This window comes from Pseudomonas sp. RA_15y_Pfl1_P11 (genome assembly GCF_963970975.1).
GTDB classification, from domain to species: Bacteria; Pseudomonadota; Gammaproteobacteria; order Pseudomonadales; family Pseudomonadaceae; genus Aquipseudomonas; species Aquipseudomonas tritici.
Genome location: NZ_CAXAOY010000010.1, coordinates 84078 through 98607, shown reverse-complemented (window position 1 = coordinate 98607; position 14530 = coordinate 84078). Strand labels below are relative to the sequence as shown.

The window sequence follows — 14530 nt, the reverse complement described above, 5'->3', positions numbered from 1 at the left end:
GAAAAATTAGCGGGGGATGGAAGGCGTGGCGCGAGGTGTCATCAGGGGTTACATCAATCTCAGGAAGACCACACAAACCCGAGCTAGCATTGACGGACACCACTTTTTGCAACTACATTTAGTTGCACGCAGGGAACGCCGTGTCCAAAAATGAAAAGCTGCTGGCCAAACTACTCAACGAGCACCTGGCATTTACCTGGCCCGAACGCGTCACGCTGCTGCGTCGGATCGGCTACACACAGATTGAAGGGGCTGGAAGCCGCGTCAAATTCGACATCGGTGACCCCAGTGCAATGATCACCTTGCACAAGCCTCACCCTGGCAACGACTGAAACACTACATTCGGCGCCAGATCATCGAGCAATTGAAATCAGGAGAACTGATTCAGTGAACAACCAACTGAAACACAAAGGCTACATCGGCTCTATTGAAGCCAGCCTCGAAGATAACTGCCTGTTCGGCAAGATTCTGTTCATCAAGGCGTTGGTGAGCTACGAAGGCAAGACCGTCGCCGAGTTGGACGCCGCATTTCGTGAGGCGGTGGACGACTATCTCACCACCTGCCAGACCCTTGGGCATACACCGGAGAAGCCTTGCAAAGGCTCCTTTAATGTCCGGGTCGGCCATGACCTGCACTTGGCGGCGGCCCTAGCGGCGACTCGCAAGAAAGTGACGCTCAATGACCTGACACGCCAGGCACTGAATGAATTTTTGCAGCACCACAGTGCAGATGATTGCCCGGCGATTGGCTAATTACCCCAATCGCCGACACCCCAACACCGCGCAACCCAGTACCACCGCCCCCGCCACCCATGCGACCCAGAACCCGCTGGTGGCGCCAAAGTGGTCGATCATCCAACCGGAACTGGCGGCGCCGATGGCCACGCCAATGCTGAGGCCGGTGATCAGCCAGGTCATGCCTTCGGTCAGGCGACTGACGGGCACGATCTGCTCTACCAGAGCCATGGCCACGATCAGGGTCGGCGCGAAGAACAGCCCGGAAATAAAGATCGCCACCGCAAGCCCAGGAATGTTGGTCACCAGCAACAATGGCAAGGTGGTCAACGCCGTAGCCACGCCACAGAACAGGAACTGCCGGGGCAACGGCGCCTTGAGTTTAAGGGTGCCAAACGCCAGCCCTGCCAGGCACGAGCCAATGGCGTACACCGACAGCACAATGCTCGCCGCCGCCGGCTGGCCCTGATGCTGGGCAAAGGCGACGCTGACCACATCCACCACGCCAACGATCACGCCCATGGCCAGCAGCAGGATCATCAGGATCAACACGGAGGGAGAAGCGATCAGCCAACGGCCGTGATGGTCCTGATGCTCATGCACAGGGGGTTCTGTCTCGCGTTGCAACACAAAGGTCGTGACGCCCACCGCCAGTAACAGCGCCGCCACCAACGGACCTGCTTCCGGGAACAGCACCACGCTCAGGCCCACCGAAATCGGCGGGCCGACGATGAAGCACACCTCATCCAGCACCGACTCCAGGGCGAACGCGGTTTGCAGCTTGGGCTGGCCGCGGTACAACTCGGTCCACCGCGCCCGCACCATGGCCGACATGTTTGGCATGCACCCGGCCAAGGCGGCAAACAGGAACAGCATCCAGTTCGGCGCCTGCAAGCGGGTGCACAGCAGCAACAACAGCAGCGCCCCGCCGCCGATCAGCGCGGCAATCGGCAGTACTCGCCCTTGGCTATGGCGGTCCACCAGCCTCGACACCTGCGGCGCGCAAAATGCCGTGGCCAAGGCAAATACCGCCGCCACCGAGCCCGCCAGACCATATCCGCCGTGTACCTGAGAGAGCATGGTGATCAAGCCAATGCCTGTCATCGATATCGGCATGCGCGCCAGCATACCCGCCAGCACAAAAGCTCGGGCGCCAGGGACCTGGAACAACTCGGCGTAAGGGTTTGCCATCCTGCTTGACCTCTTCCTGATTGCCCTGGAACTTGCTATCTGCAAGGCTCAAGGCAAAATACATACGGTGCGTATGTGTCAAATCATGCGTAACATACGCAGCGTATGTCAATCTTTCACTTGCCCATTGTGAGTCCTACCATGAGCCGAGCCCGTGCTGAAATGATCGAAGACACCCGCGCCCGGCTGATCGCCAGCGCGCGCCAGGCCTTCGCCTTACAAGGTTATGCCAACACATCGATGGATGATTTCACCGCCCGTGCTGGCCTGACCCGCGGTGCGTTGTACCACCACTTTGGTGACAAAAAAGGGCTATTGGCTGCTGTGGTTGCCCAACTCGACAGCGAGATGGACGCCAGCTTGCAGCGCATTTCGGATGAGGCCGCAGATCCATGGAGTGGTTTTTGCGAACGCTGCCGCGCCTACTTGCGCATGGCTCAGGAGGATGAAATACAGCGCATTGTGTTGCAGGATGCGCCAGCCGTATTGGGTGATACCGGCTCTCAGCAACAGTGTGTTGAATCATTGCGCCAACGGCTGGAGACCCTGATGCAGGCCGGTCTCATCCACCAGGCCCCGAGCGCCGCGCTGGCGCAATTGATCAATGGCAGCCTGGTCAACACCGCCCTATGGATCGCCCGCGATGAACACCCCGGCGAGCGACTGGAGCAGGGCTTGCAGGGCCTGGAGTTGTTGCTGCGCGGCCTGTACCTCACACCAGCCGCTTGATCTGCTTATGCCGCCAGACCAACCGGTAATACGCGGCCTGCAATGCCAGCATTGCCAGGTAAGTCACCGGAAACGCCATCCACACCCCTTCCAGGCCGAAGTGGGCATTGAACAGGTAAGCGATCGGCAACTCGACGCAGAGCACGCAGAAGATCGAGATCGCGACCGGCATCAGCACCACGCCACTGGCGCGCATGATCCCGCCGATCACAGCCTGGAAGCCGAACACCAGGATGCTCCACAACATGATGTGCAGCAGGTGTTCGGCGTTGATCCGTGCCGCGTCGTCGGTGATGAACAGGCCGAGTAACCAGTGGGACAGCACATAACCCAGCACAATCAGGCCGCCGGTGAGGCAGGTGTTGATCAACAAGCCCGTGCGCAGGATCGGCCCGATGCGTTCCAGGCGCCCGGCGCCAATGGCCTGCGCACCGAGGATCGACGCGGTGATGGCAATCGACAGTGCCGGAAACTGCACATAGTTGACGATTTGTGTCACCGCGCCATACGCCGCCGTGGCTTGGGAGCCATGGCCGTTAACCAGGGCGAGAATGACCAATTCTGACAGCGACAGCACCACCATCTGTAAGCCGGTAGGCAGGCCTATGCGCAGGACCTTTCCTAAAATCACGCGGTCCAGGCGCAAGGCCGCGAGCAGTTCGCGATCCGGCGCCATCACATGGTTTTTATGGCGCAGGCGCAAGATCAAAAACAGCATTGCCAGGGCGTTGCCTACCAGTCCGGCATACACCGCGCTCTGGATACCCATCGGCGGCAAGCCGATCCAGCCGCGAATCAGCGCCGGGGTCAGCAGCAGGCCGACCAAGGTCGAGACCATCAGTGCCAGCAGCGGCGAAATCGTATCGCTGACGCCACGCAGCAATTGGGTGTAGAGAATGAACACCAGCAGCAACGGCATGATCAGCATCATTTTCTGGGCATATCCGACCGCATCGTCGAGCACATCAATCGGCGTGCCCAACGCCTGCAAGGCCGGGCGTGCAAACAGGCTGCCCAGCACCGCGGCGATCATTCCCACCAGCGCCCCCAGCGTCAGGGTGGCGCCGGTAATCGCCTTGACCATCCCTGTTTCCTGGGCGCCCCAGGCCTGGCCGATCAACACCGAGGCACCCGCCCCCAGGCCAATCACCAGAGCGATAAAGAAGAACACGATGGGAAACATCCCCGACACCGCTGCCAGCGCCTGCGTGCCGAGCATTTGACCGACGTAGATGCCATTGAGGGTGCCGGAAAAACTTTGCAGGAAGTTGGACAGCACCATCGGTGCCAGAAAGATCAGGTAGATCTGCCAAAGCGGACGTTGCAAAGGGCTTTGCATGAAAAACGGGGCCTCGGATGACTAAAGCGTGCGAAGGTTATACCGCAAGTGGATCCCATCTTCCTGTGCTTTCGGGTTCAATCACCTGGCAGGCAGTGCTACTCGCATTTCATCTGCAGGGGCGGGCGTGAAACGGCCCCGGCCCGAACGCAGGTATCACGTTGCGGGCCGGACACAATTATTCTTGCAGGCGCGTTGAAACACTCATCCAACTGGCGCGTGCCCATTTTTGAGTATCTCGTCGATGTTAGCCATATCGAAACGTTTGTCCTCGTAGCCCGCTCCTCCCTGGCTGTTAATGCCAATATCCAGCTCGCGCAAAAGCCCGGGACGGTTGAGCAGCTCAGTTGCAAGTTGCCGTGCTTCGGGGCTGAACGGACGACTCGATGGCGTTAGACCGGCCGCCTCCTTCAGTTCATTGACGCTGACGTATTGATCGTCTGCGCCGGCAGTAAACTGCCTGAAGTTATCCTTTATGCCCTGAATCAGGTCGTGGTTATCCATATTCCGGTACTTGTCCGACGAGTAAGCCAGGTCATCCCTGGAGAACGCCCCATCGAAGACGCCCATGCCGCTTTGATCGAGTTCCTTAAACACCTCACCACGCTCAAGCAGCTCATTGGCCAACGCCATCTCGGCCCCCGTGGCGGGCCGACCATCCAAGTGATAACCGCTGGAAACCGCATTGAGTGATTTGTCAGTGATCAAACCGGGGGAGTTCGGATCTTCAAATGAACTGAAACGAGCCAGTATCTTGTTGAGAAGCTCTTGCTTGCTGTCGTTCGCATAAGGACGCTCCCCCGACAGTGACATCGAGCCGTCCCATTGGTTTTTCGGCGCAGACATGGAGGGCTGTTGCCAATCGGCCTGAGGTGCATATTGGTTTTCCAGGCGCTGGCGCTGGATACCGCCGCTGTACCGCCCTGGGAATTCCCGCACGGGAGGTGCTTCCATCTGATCGACGTAAGCAACGATCTGGTCCGCGTCGCTCTGGCTGATCAATCCATCTGATGAACCGCCGTGGTTGATTCCGTCAAGCATGCCGTTCAATTCAGTCCGCTGGAGAATCTCCCTTGCCAAAAACGTCATCCGGTCATGAAACGGATCTCCGTTCAGTGGGCGATTAGCCGCGTGCAGAAGGGATTGCTGTGTCACAAACCCGCTGTCAGAACTCTGGAAGTATTCAAAGTTATCAGCGAAATCCCGAGCAACCACTGAGTTGGGTACACGCCAACCAGCCCTATCAGAAGCTGCCTTGGGTTGCTCGCAACGAGCGTTGAAATCACCGCAATAAGGGGTTTCCTGACGAAGATTTACATAGGACATAGCAAGACCTCAGATACTGGAATCGATAACAGCCAACCCAAATCGACTGCGCGCTGGATCAACATTCCATCTGTGGCCATGAGCGGAAAAACGGTTCCCGTGGACGGCTGGGGAAGGATCACGCAGGAGTGATAGGCAGCGAGCGTTTGTGCGCCGTCTTGCTGTACGCCCCTTCTACGATTGCCCTCACCCGCTCACTCACGGGTTCGCCCATGAGGTACGCATCGATCTCTGCGTAAGAGCAACCGTACGCGTGCTCATCCGGCTTACCCGGCGCCAGTTCCTCCAGGTCGGCCGTCGGATGCTTGTGCACCAGGTTATCAGGCGCGCCCAGTGCGCTGGCCAGCAGACGCACCTGGGTTTTGGTCAGGCCCGACAGCGGTGCCAGGTCGCAGGCGCCGTCGCCGAATTTGGTGAAAAAACCCATCAGTGCTTCCGCGCCATGGTCCGTACCGACCACCAGCCCATTGTGCAAATTGGCCACGGCGTATTGCGCGATCATCCGCGTGCGCGCCTTGACGTTGCCCTTGATGAAGTCAACATGGCTGGCGCTGGCGTCGGTAGCGGTCAGGCTGGCCATCAGGCCGTCAACACTGGCGGCGATGTTCAGCGTGTCGATATGGTCCGGGGTGATGAAATCCAGGGAAGCCTTGGCGTCGCTTTCATCGGCCTGGGTTTTATAGGGCAGGCGCATGGCGATAAAGCGCGCGGCGTAACCCTCGGCGCGCAGTTGTTCGACGGCCAATTGGCACAGACGGCCAGCCGTCAGCGAATCAACGCCGCCGCTGATGCCCAGCACCAGGGCCGTGCAGCCGGCGCTGCGCAAGGTGGTCTTGATGAAGCCGATGCGCCGTTGAATTTCCTTGGTTTCACCGCCCTTGACCAGTTGCCGATTGATGTTCAGTTCCTGCGCGATACGATTTTGCATGTCACACCTCCACGCTACCGACATTGAACACCTTTGCCGCGTACTGCAAAAACGAGGCGTCTTCGCAGACGTTCTTGATCGGGTCATCCGAGAACTTCACCACCGGTTCACCGTGCACCCGCACCAGTTTCATCACGATGCTCAGCGGTTCGACGCCTTCCACATCGCAGGCCAGGCGGGTGCCCATGCCGAAACCGAACTTGGCCTTGCCGCGCACGTGGCGCAATATCGGCAGGCATTTTTCGAAGTTCAGGCCATCGGAAAACATCAGGTCCTTGGTCATCGGGTCGATGCCCAGTTGCTTGTAGCGGGCCAGGACTTTGTCGGCCCAGACAATGGGGTCACCGGAGTCCTGGCGCAGCCCGTCATACAGTTTGGCGAAGTACAGGTCAAAATCCTTGAGGAAAAAGTCGGTGCTGATGGTGTCGGTCAAGGCAATACCCAAGCGGCCGCGGTATTCACGCACCCAGTTTTCCAGGCCGGCGTTCTGGCTTTCGCGCAGCCGGCCCAGCTGTTGGTGCACCATCATCCACTGGTGGGCCATGGTGCCGAGCAGCGGCAGGTCGAATTCGTAGGCCAGGTGCGCATTGCTGGTGCCGACGAACTGGCCGGGGAAGTCGCGGCGCATGATGTCGACCACTTCGCGCTGGGCTTTGAACGACAGGCGCCGGCGGGTGGAAAAATCGGAGACGCGCAAGTCGGCCAGCTCGTCGCGGCTGAGGTTTTTCTCCAGCCAGTCGAACTTCTGGTAGAGCTTGCGGGTGATGTCTTCCAGGGTCACGTCGGGGTATTTATCGCGGTTGCGCAGCTCGCTGACCAGCGCCAGTACCGGTTGCTCGAACATGATGCAATGCAGCATCGGGCCGACCACGCGGATGTTGAGTTGGCCGTCGACCTCACTGACGTGGATATAACGCAGGTTGAAGCGGAACAGGCCGAGAAAGCGCTCGTAATCCGGCGTGAGGTACTCACGAAAACGCGGGTTGAACAAGAAGCGCAATTCGCCCTCACGCATCTGCAGGCCCGCGAGCTTCTCCAGCTCGTCGCGCAGTTGCGGGATCAAGTGGCCGAGCTTTTCCTTGGCTCGCACGATGAAGTTGTATTCCACATCAACGTTGGGGTGCTGGTGCAACACCGCCTGCATCATCGTGAAGGTGTAGTAGTCAGTGTCGAGCAAACCCTGGATCACCGGGGATTCATAGTCGTATGCACTTTCCATGGTGTGTCTCCTTAACGCGCGGCCTGTGCTGCCAGTTCTTCGCGGGTGCTGCTGATGACGGCACCGGCCTTGAGCAACTCACTGACGGCCTGTACGCCGCCCTCCTCGGTAATACCCCGGCACGCCGGCAGGTGCAGGACCACTTCCAGGCCGGCCTTGAGCAGTTGCAACGCGGTGGTCTTGACGCAGTAGTCCAGGGCCAGGCCGCCGACGATCACACGCCTGACGCCTCTGGCGTTCAGGTACTCGATCACGCCGGTGGACAGCTTGTCGTGCAGGTCGTGGTAGCAGGCGCCGTAGGGGTGCAGGTCGGGTTCGACGCCTTTCCAGATGAAGTAATCGTAGTCATACGGGGTGGGCAGTTCGTCGACCAAGGTGAAACCTTCGGTGCCGGGAACGCAGTGGCTCACCCAGGTCACATCGGCATGGGCCAGGCCGGTGGGCCGCAGCATCTCGCTGTGCTGGGTGACCACCCAGGGCGCGTGCGGGGTGTGGGCGTCCTTGCTGCCGACACGGTGGCCGGCGAGGCTTGCCATGAAGTTCAGCTCGGCACCGATCTGGTCGCCCCCGGCCACTGGTAACTCAGCGGGGCACAGCGGCGTAAAGCTCTTCTGGGCGTCGACGTCGAATGAAGCAATGGCAGTTTTCGCGAGTGTCATGGCAGCTCTCCTGTGGTCTGAAAACAAAAGTACACGTCATGTACTTTCATTGCAAGAAACATTTATTTATCTATCCTGGAGCCAGTACATGACATATCTGTTCGATTCGTTAGACTGTGCCCACCGCTGTTTAGAAGGACGTCACATGACACTTAGCGCCTACCTCCATACCGTCGACCTGTGTGTGCTGTTTTACTGCCGCACCTGCGGGCAATTGCAGCTGCTGCTGAACAAGCGCGAAGCCGAACCGTTCGCAGGGCATTGGGCGTTACCCGGCGTAGTGGTGAATGGCGGCGTGCAAGATCTGAGCCTCCAGGATGCGGTGGAGCGTTTGCGTGCAAGCGACAAGGTCGGCCTGGACCTGGCCTGGAGCGAGCAAGTGGGCACGGTGGGGGATGCGTTTCGTGATCCGCGGTGCTGGTCGTCGTCCACGTACTACCTGGCGATTGCCACGGATGAAGTGACGCTGGGTGAGCATCAGGGCTGGTTTTCGCTGGCGGCGGTTGCGGACGGGAGCATCAAGCTGCCGTTCGATCACAACAGCATCGTGGCCGCCGTGCAGGAACGCTTGTTCTCCAAGTCGCTGTACAGCAGCTTGCCGTTGATGTTCCTGGGCGATGAATTCAGCGCGCCCGAAGCGACCACGATCTTTTCCCTGGTGCTCGCGCGGCCGGTGTTGAAGACCAGTATTCGCCAGCGTTTGTTGAAGCTGACTGAGGCACGGTATTTACGCGAGACGGGGCGCAAGAAGAATGGCGAAGGCGGCAGGCCCCAGGCGACGGTGGAGGTTTTGAAGCCTGGGGAGATCTACTTCTTTGATCGCAGCTTTGCCGAGTAGCACCTGTTTTCAGAACAATGAGATTCAACGGTAGGAGCTGGCTTGCCTGCGATGACGGTCTGTCAGCTATAAACTTATTGCCTGACCCATCGCTATCGCAGGCAAGCCAGCTCCCACATTGGATCTCCTTTTGTCTGAACAGGCTTTAGCTCATCCAGTTGCCGCCATCCACGTTGTAGGTTTGCGCCACAACATAGTCAGCATCTTTGGAGGCGAGGAAAACCGCCATTCCCGTCAAATCCTCCGGCGTGCCCATCCGCCCAAACGGCACCTCATCCCCTACCCGCTTCTTTTTCTCGCCTGGCGCCAGCCCTTCATGCTTGGCGAAGAGCGCATCCACCCCGTCCCAATGCTCACCCTCCACCACACCCGGTGCAATGGCGTTGACGTTGATCCCTTGCTTGATCAGGTTCAACCCTGCCGATTGCGTCAGGCTGATCACCGCTGCCTTGGTCGCGCAGTAGATCGCCACCAGCGACTCGCCCCGGCGCCCGGCCTGGCTGGCCATGTTGATGATCTTGCCGCCGTGGCCCTGGCTGATCATCTGCCGCGCGGCGGCCTGTAGGGTGAAGAGTGTGCCGGCGACGTTGATCGAGAACAGCCGTTCGAAGCTCTCGCGGGTGATGTCGACGATGGGCGCCAAATCGAACAGCGCGGCGTTATTGACCAGAATATCCAGCTTGCCGGCCTCGGCCACCACGGCAGCAATTGCATCGTCGATGGAGGCTTGGTCGGTGACATCCATCTCTACCGCGTACGCCTGTGGGCCCAACTCGGCGGCCGTGACCTGGGCCTGTTGCAGGTTGATGTCGGCGATGGCGACCGTCGCACCTTCAGCGATGTAGGCCTGGGCAAACGCGCGGCCGATTCCGCGCGCCGATCCGGTGATCAGCGCGCTTTTACCTTCGAGACGTTTCATGAAAATGTCCTGTAGAAATCACTTCGGATAGCCGGCGCGTTTCATCTCGCGCTCGGCAGTGGACTGCGCTTGAAGCAAGGCCTGGTCAACCGACATACCGCCGGTCAGCGCCGCCGAGAACAACTTGCCGACCGAGGTGCCGATGGCCTGGAACTCGGGAATGGTCACGTACTGGATGCCCACATAGGGCACCGGTTTCGCCGACGGATGCGCGGGGTCAGCGTGTTTCATCATCTCCAACGTCACTTGGGCAAACGGTGCGGCTTTCAAATACGCCTCGCTGTAGGTGGACTGGCGGGTGCCTGGCGGTACGTTGGTGATGCCTTCTTTGTCAGCGACGAGTTGGATGTAGTCCTTGGAGGTGGCCCACGTGATAAAGGCCTTTGCGGCGTCCTTGTGCGTTGAGGTGGCCGGAATGGCCAGGGACCAGGCGTAGAGCCACGAGGAGCCTTTATCCGTGACTTCGGTAGGCGCGGCGGCGAAACCTACGCTGTCGGCGACCTTACTTTGAGTGTTATCCGTGGTGAAGGAACCGGCCACGCTGGCATCGACCCAGATCGCACATTTGCCACTGTTGAACAGCGCCAGGGTCTCGTTGAAACCGTTGCTGGAGACGCCCGGCGGGCCGTATTGCTTGAGGGTGTTGACGTAGAAGTTGGCGGCCGCTGTCCACTCGGGGCTGGTCAGCTCGGGCTTCCATTGCTCGTCGAACCAGCGTGCGCCAAAGGCATTGGCCATGGTGCTCAGCAAGGCGATGTTCTCGCCCCAGCCGGCCTTGCCACGCAGGCACATGCCGTATTGGCCTTTGTCCTTGGCGGTGAGCTTGGCGGCGAACTCGCCGAGCTGACTCCAGGTCGGGTGCGTGGGCATACTCAGGCCGGCTTGCTGGAACAAATCGGTGCGGTAGTAGGTCACCGTGCTTTCGCCGTAGAACGGCAAGGCGTAGAGGGTGTTGTTGACCGACAGGCCCTGGCGCACCGAGGGGAAGATATCATCGGCGTCGTAGTCGGCCGGCAGTTGGGTCAGCGGTTCCAGCCAGTGCTTGGCGCCCCACAATGGAGTTTCGTAGGTACCGATGGTGAGCACGTCGAACTGCCCGCCCTGGGTGGCGATATCGGTGGTGAGGCGCTGGCGCAGCACATTCTCCTCCAGCACGACCCAGTTGAGCTTGATATCCGGATGCTGTACTTCGAATACCTTGGACAGGCGCTGCATGCGGATCATGTCGCTGTTGTTGACCGTAGCGATGGTGACGGTGTCGGCGGCATAGCTGGGCATGGCCAGCGCCAGGCCTGAAAGCAGGAACAACGCTTGCGGGAGCTTGAACATAGCGGTTTCTACCTGTTGTTTTTGTTGTTGAGGGCCGATTACAGCAGCTCCTCCAGGCCCCCACAAACGCTTGACGAATGCTCGACTGGTACTTTTTTAACCTTTGGCTCGAAGTTAAAAAAGTATCAGTGCCAAGCGAAACCGGGAGTAGCGCTCCCACGGCCGAGGCGCGTATTTTGTATCGATTCCAAGAATCATAAGAAGCCTCCCATGCCTGTCAGCCGCGCCAAGCTGTTCGAGCACCGCCCCGCCGAGCTGGAAGTGATCCTGCCCGAACCGGACCACTGCTTCCGTTGGTTCGAACACGACTACCCCTATGATTTGGCGCGCTGGAACCACCACCCCGAGTTTGAAATCCACCTGATTCGCCAAGGCAGCGGCAAACTGGTCGCCGGCGACTACATCGGTGCGTTCGGTGCTGGGCACGTCGCCTTGATCGGCCCCGACCTGCCCCACGACTGGATCGGCGAACTGGCCCCTGGTGAGTACCTGACCGGCCGCGATGTGGTGCTGCAATTCGACGGCGCCGCCCTCCTCGCCCAGCGCAAGACCCTTCCTGAACTCGGCGACTTGCAGCCGTTGTTCGAGCACGCCCGACGCGGGCTCGAATTCACTGGCGAGACGGCGCTACAGGCCGCGCGTCTAATGGAAGACATCGGGCGCGCCCATGGTCTGCAACGGTTGGTCCTATTCCTGCAACTGCTCGACAGCCTGAAGAACGCCCCGACGCCGCAGGTCAAGGCGCTGGCCAGCCCCTGCTACGCGCCTACCCTGGACGCCCGCAGCGCCGAACGCATCAACAAGGCATTCGACTATCTGATGCGCGAGCTGACCGGCGATGTGCGTCTTTCGGTGATCGCGCAGCAGCTGGAAATGAGCGAACCGGGCTTTTCGCGCTTCTTCAAGCGCAACACCGGCCATGGTTTTATCGACCTGATGCGCAAATTTCGCGTGCAGCGCGCCTGCCGCTTGTTGCTGCAAAGCGATATGTCGGTGGCGGACATCTGTTTTGAAGTGGGCTACGCCAACCTGTCCAACTTCAACCGGCACTTTCGTATCGAGATGGACCAGACGCCGAGTGAATATCGAAGGGAAACCGCGATGCATTTGTTTAACCGAATCGAAAAAATGACACCCCGTCAATTCTGACCAAAAGGTTGACTAATCCCGTTTTTTTTCAGGCTGATCAATTGATTGAGCAAAGTTGGTACAGCCTGTGCAAACGTTTGCGGAACGAACTTGCCAGCCAAGTTCTTCCTCGCCCGAGGAATCGGGTTCAAACCGCGTATGAATAGGGATTTTCAATGCAACCCACCTCAAGGCGTCCTGCTCCCTTTGGTGTTTCCTTGCTACTGGCCGCCGTTACGGGAGTACTCAGCGTGCCCATTTTGGCGCAGGAAAAACCCATGGATGACTCAGCACAGGGCGAAACCCTTAGCCCAAAAACCAAGATCCCTGAAGCCAGCCCGGCAAAAAATAGCCCGTACCTGTCGGACTGGTTCAACCAGGACCTGACATTGATCGGCAGCAAAGACATCAGCTTCGGCCCCAAGCCACAGGATGATGTCTACCTGGAATACGAGTATTTCGGCCGCAAAGGGCCATTCGAGCTGTACGGATACATCGATGTGCCGAAGATCCTCACCATCGGTAACAGCAATGACAAGGGCGTGTGGGACCACGGCTCGCCGGTATTCATGGAGCACGAACCGCGTATTTCCATCGACTACCTGGCAGGCCGCAGCCTGGCCATCGGGCCGTTCAAGGAATGGTACGTGGCGTTTGACTGGATCTACGATCACGGCAGCCGCAAGGAAAACCGCGCCAACACACTGTACAGCGGCCTGGGCACTGACATCGACACCCACTCGCGAGTGAACCTGTCGGCCAACTTCTACGGGCGTTACCAGTGGGAAAACTACGGTGCCAGCAATGAATACTCATGGGACGGTTACCGCGCGCAAATGAAGTACATCGTGCCCATCAGCAAGTTCGACAATGGTGCTTCACTGACCTATATCGGCTTCACCAACTACGATTTCGGCTCAGACCTGCACAAGGACAACCCGGCGCGCACCGCCAATTCCCTGGTGGCCACCAACGTGCTGCTGTATTCGTTCACCCACCTGCGTTTCACCTTGGTCGGCCGCTACTTTCACAACGGCGGCAACTGGGAAGACGGCAGTGAGTTGAATTTCGGCGAGGGCAACTTCCGCGCCCGCTCCGACGGCTGGGGCTATTACGCCGGCGTCGGCTACCAATTCTGATAAAGGAGCATTAGATGAATACGCTGACTCGCTTTTCAATCGCCGCGGGCCTGGCCGTACTGCCTCACGTGGCAATGGCTGACACGCCGACGCCGATCAAACCCAAAGTGATGCTGATCACCATGTTCGCCCCCGAGGCACAAACCTGGATCGATCGCCTGGAACTCAAGCAGGAAGTGCGCGTACCGGGGCTCTCCGCCGAATACCCGGTGATCCGCTGCAACACCCAGGACGTGTGCCTGCTGGTCACCGGCATGGGTCAGACCAATGCCGCCGCGTCCACGCTGGCCCTGGCCTTGTCACCCAAGTTCGACCTGCGCCAGAGCTACTTCCTGATCGCCGGGATCGCCGGCATCAGCCCCAAGCATGGCACCATCGGCACCACCGCCTGGGCACACTACCTGGTGGAGTTCGGCACCCAGTGGGAGCTGGATTCGCGGGATGCGCCCAAGGATTGGCCGACCGGCTACATTGGCATCAACACCAAGGGCCCCAACGAGAAACCACCGCTGGACTATAAGACCGAAGTGTTCGAGCTGAACCCCAAGTTGCAGGCCAAGGCATATGCCTTGTCGCAAAAAGTTGAACTGACCGAAAGCAAGGCGTCCAGCGCCTGGCGCAAACACTACCCTGCCGCCCCGGCCAACCAGCCACCACAGGTCACCCGCTGCGACACCTTGGCGGGCAACACGTGGTTTTCCGGCACGCGCCTGAGCGAACGCGCGGAAGTCTGGACCCAGTTGCTGACGGACAACAAAGGCGAGTACTGCACCACCCAGCAGGAAGACAACTCCACCTATGAAGCGCTGCTGCGTGCAAGCCGTGAGGGCTTGGTGGATATCCAGCGCTTGGCGGTTGTGCGTGCAGGTTCGGACTTCGACCGCCCCTATCCTGGCTACAGCGAAGTCGACAACCTGCTCAAATACGCGGATCAGGGCGGGTTCGTGCCGGCGCTGGAGAACCTGTATCGCACAGGCAGCCCGCTGGTACAGGCGATCCTCAAGAACTGGTCAGCCTGGGAAAAAGGTGTTCCCGAAGCCTAGTGAAGATC

General features: G+C 59.4%; 14 protein-coding genes and 1 pseudogene. 7 read left to right on the top strand and 8 right to left on the bottom strand.

The window, feature by feature from the left end:
• The first annotated feature begins 140 nt into the window (after positions 1–140).
• Together AACY44_RS14845 and AACY44_RS14840 are read left to right on the top strand one after the other, a co-directional pair.
• Positions 141–391, top strand: a pseudogene (locus AACY44_RS14845) (type II toxin-antitoxin system HicA family toxin).
• The gene (locus AACY44_RS14840) at positions 388–753 is read left to right on the top strand and encodes a type II toxin-antitoxin system HicB family antitoxin (protein WP_339419827.1); all 366 of its coding nucleotides are present in this window, start codon (positions 388–390) and stop codon (positions 751–753) included. Before AACY44_RS14845 ends, AACY44_RS14840 begins: the two are co-directional and overlap by 4 nt.
• Here the strand turns inward: AACY44_RS14840 and AACY44_RS14835 are convergent, their stop codons facing one another.
• Complete coding sequence (locus AACY44_RS14835; protein ID WP_339419825.1) at positions 754–1926, bottom strand: MFS transporter; 1173 nt, start codon at positions 1924–1926, stop codon at positions 754–756.
• Positions 1927–2067: 141 nt separating this feature from the next.
• Between AACY44_RS14835 and AACY44_RS14830 the strand changes: the two genes are divergently transcribed.
• Complete coding sequence (locus AACY44_RS14830; protein ID WP_339419824.1) at positions 2068–2655, top strand: TetR/AcrR family transcriptional regulator; 588 nt, start codon at positions 2068–2070, stop codon at positions 2653–2655.
• Here the strand turns inward: AACY44_RS14830 and AACY44_RS14825 are convergent.
• From AACY44_RS14825 to AACY44_RS14805, 5 genes are all read right to left on the bottom strand, one after another.
• A complete protein-coding gene (locus AACY44_RS14825; RefSeq protein WP_339419823.1) occupies positions 2639–3994 on the bottom strand; it encodes an MATE family efflux transporter in 1356 nt (451 codons plus the stop codon). The two genes, AACY44_RS14830 and AACY44_RS14825, sit on opposite strands and share 17 nt — an antisense overlap.
• 204 nt (positions 3995–4198) lie before the next feature.
• Positions 4199–5320, bottom strand: a complete 1122-nt coding sequence (locus AACY44_RS14820; protein WP_339530509.1) for a hypothetical protein — start codon at positions 5318–5320, stop codon at positions 4199–4201.
• Between the two features lie 118 nt (positions 5321–5438).
• Positions 5439–6248, bottom strand: coding sequence for an ammonia-dependent NAD(+) synthetase (gene nadE / locus AACY44_RS14815; protein ID WP_339419820.1), 810 nt, complete (start codon positions 6246–6248; stop codon positions 5439–5441).
• 1 nt (position 6249) lies between these two features.
• Positions 6250–7467: a nicotinate phosphoribosyltransferase gene (pncB, locus tag AACY44_RS14810; RefSeq protein ID WP_339428100.1), complete on the bottom strand. Its 1218-nt coding sequence runs from the start codon at positions 7465–7467 to the stop codon at positions 6250–6252.
• An 11-nt stretch (positions 7468–7478) separates the two neighbouring features.
• Positions 7479–8126 carry a nicotinamidase gene (locus tag AACY44_RS14805; protein ID WP_339419817.1) on the bottom strand — a complete coding sequence of 216 codons (648 nt, stop codon included), beginning with the start codon at positions 8124–8126 and terminating at the stop codon, positions 7479–7481.
• A gap of 145 nt (positions 8127–8271) precedes the next feature.
• On the opposite strand from AACY44_RS14805, the gene AACY44_RS14800 reads away from it, so the two are divergent.
• Positions 8272–8964, top strand: coding sequence for an NUDIX hydrolase (locus AACY44_RS14800; RefSeq protein ID WP_339419816.1), 693 nt, complete (start codon positions 8272–8274; stop codon positions 8962–8964).
• Between the two features lie 145 nt (positions 8965–9109).
• On the opposite strand, the gene AACY44_RS14795 is transcribed toward AACY44_RS14800, so the two are convergent.
• Positions 9110–9883, bottom strand: a complete 774-nt coding sequence (locus tag AACY44_RS14795) for an L-iditol 2-dehydrogenase (RefSeq protein WP_339419815.1) — start codon at positions 9881–9883, stop codon at positions 9110–9112.
• A gap of 18 nt (positions 9884–9901) precedes the next feature.
• Positions 9902–11161, bottom strand: coding sequence for an ABC transporter substrate-binding protein (locus tag AACY44_RS14790; protein WP_445261124.1), 1260 nt, complete (start codon positions 11159–11161; stop codon positions 9902–9904).
• 261 nt (positions 11162–11422) lie between these two features.
• Here AACY44_RS14790 and AACY44_RS14785 point away from each other — a divergent pair, with 261 nt between their 5' ends.
• From AACY44_RS14785 to AACY44_RS14775, 3 genes are all read left to right on the top strand, one after another.
• The gene (locus AACY44_RS14785; RefSeq protein ID WP_339419813.1) at positions 11423–12361 is read left to right on the top strand and encodes an AraC family transcriptional regulator; all 939 of its coding nucleotides are present in this window, start codon (positions 11423–11425) and stop codon (positions 12359–12361) included.
• Positions 12362–12516: 155 nt separating this feature from the next.
• Complete coding sequence (locus AACY44_RS14780) at positions 12517–13479, top strand: nucleoside-specific channel-forming protein Tsx (protein ID WP_339419812.1); 963 nt, start codon at positions 12517–12519, stop codon at positions 13477–13479.
• A 14-nt stretch (positions 13480–13493) separates the two neighbouring features.
• Positions 13494–14522: a purine-nucleoside phosphorylase gene (locus tag AACY44_RS14775; RefSeq protein WP_339419811.1), complete on the top strand. Its 1029-nt coding sequence runs from the start codon at positions 13494–13496 to the stop codon at positions 14520–14522.
• Positions 14523–14530: the final 8 nt, after the last annotated feature.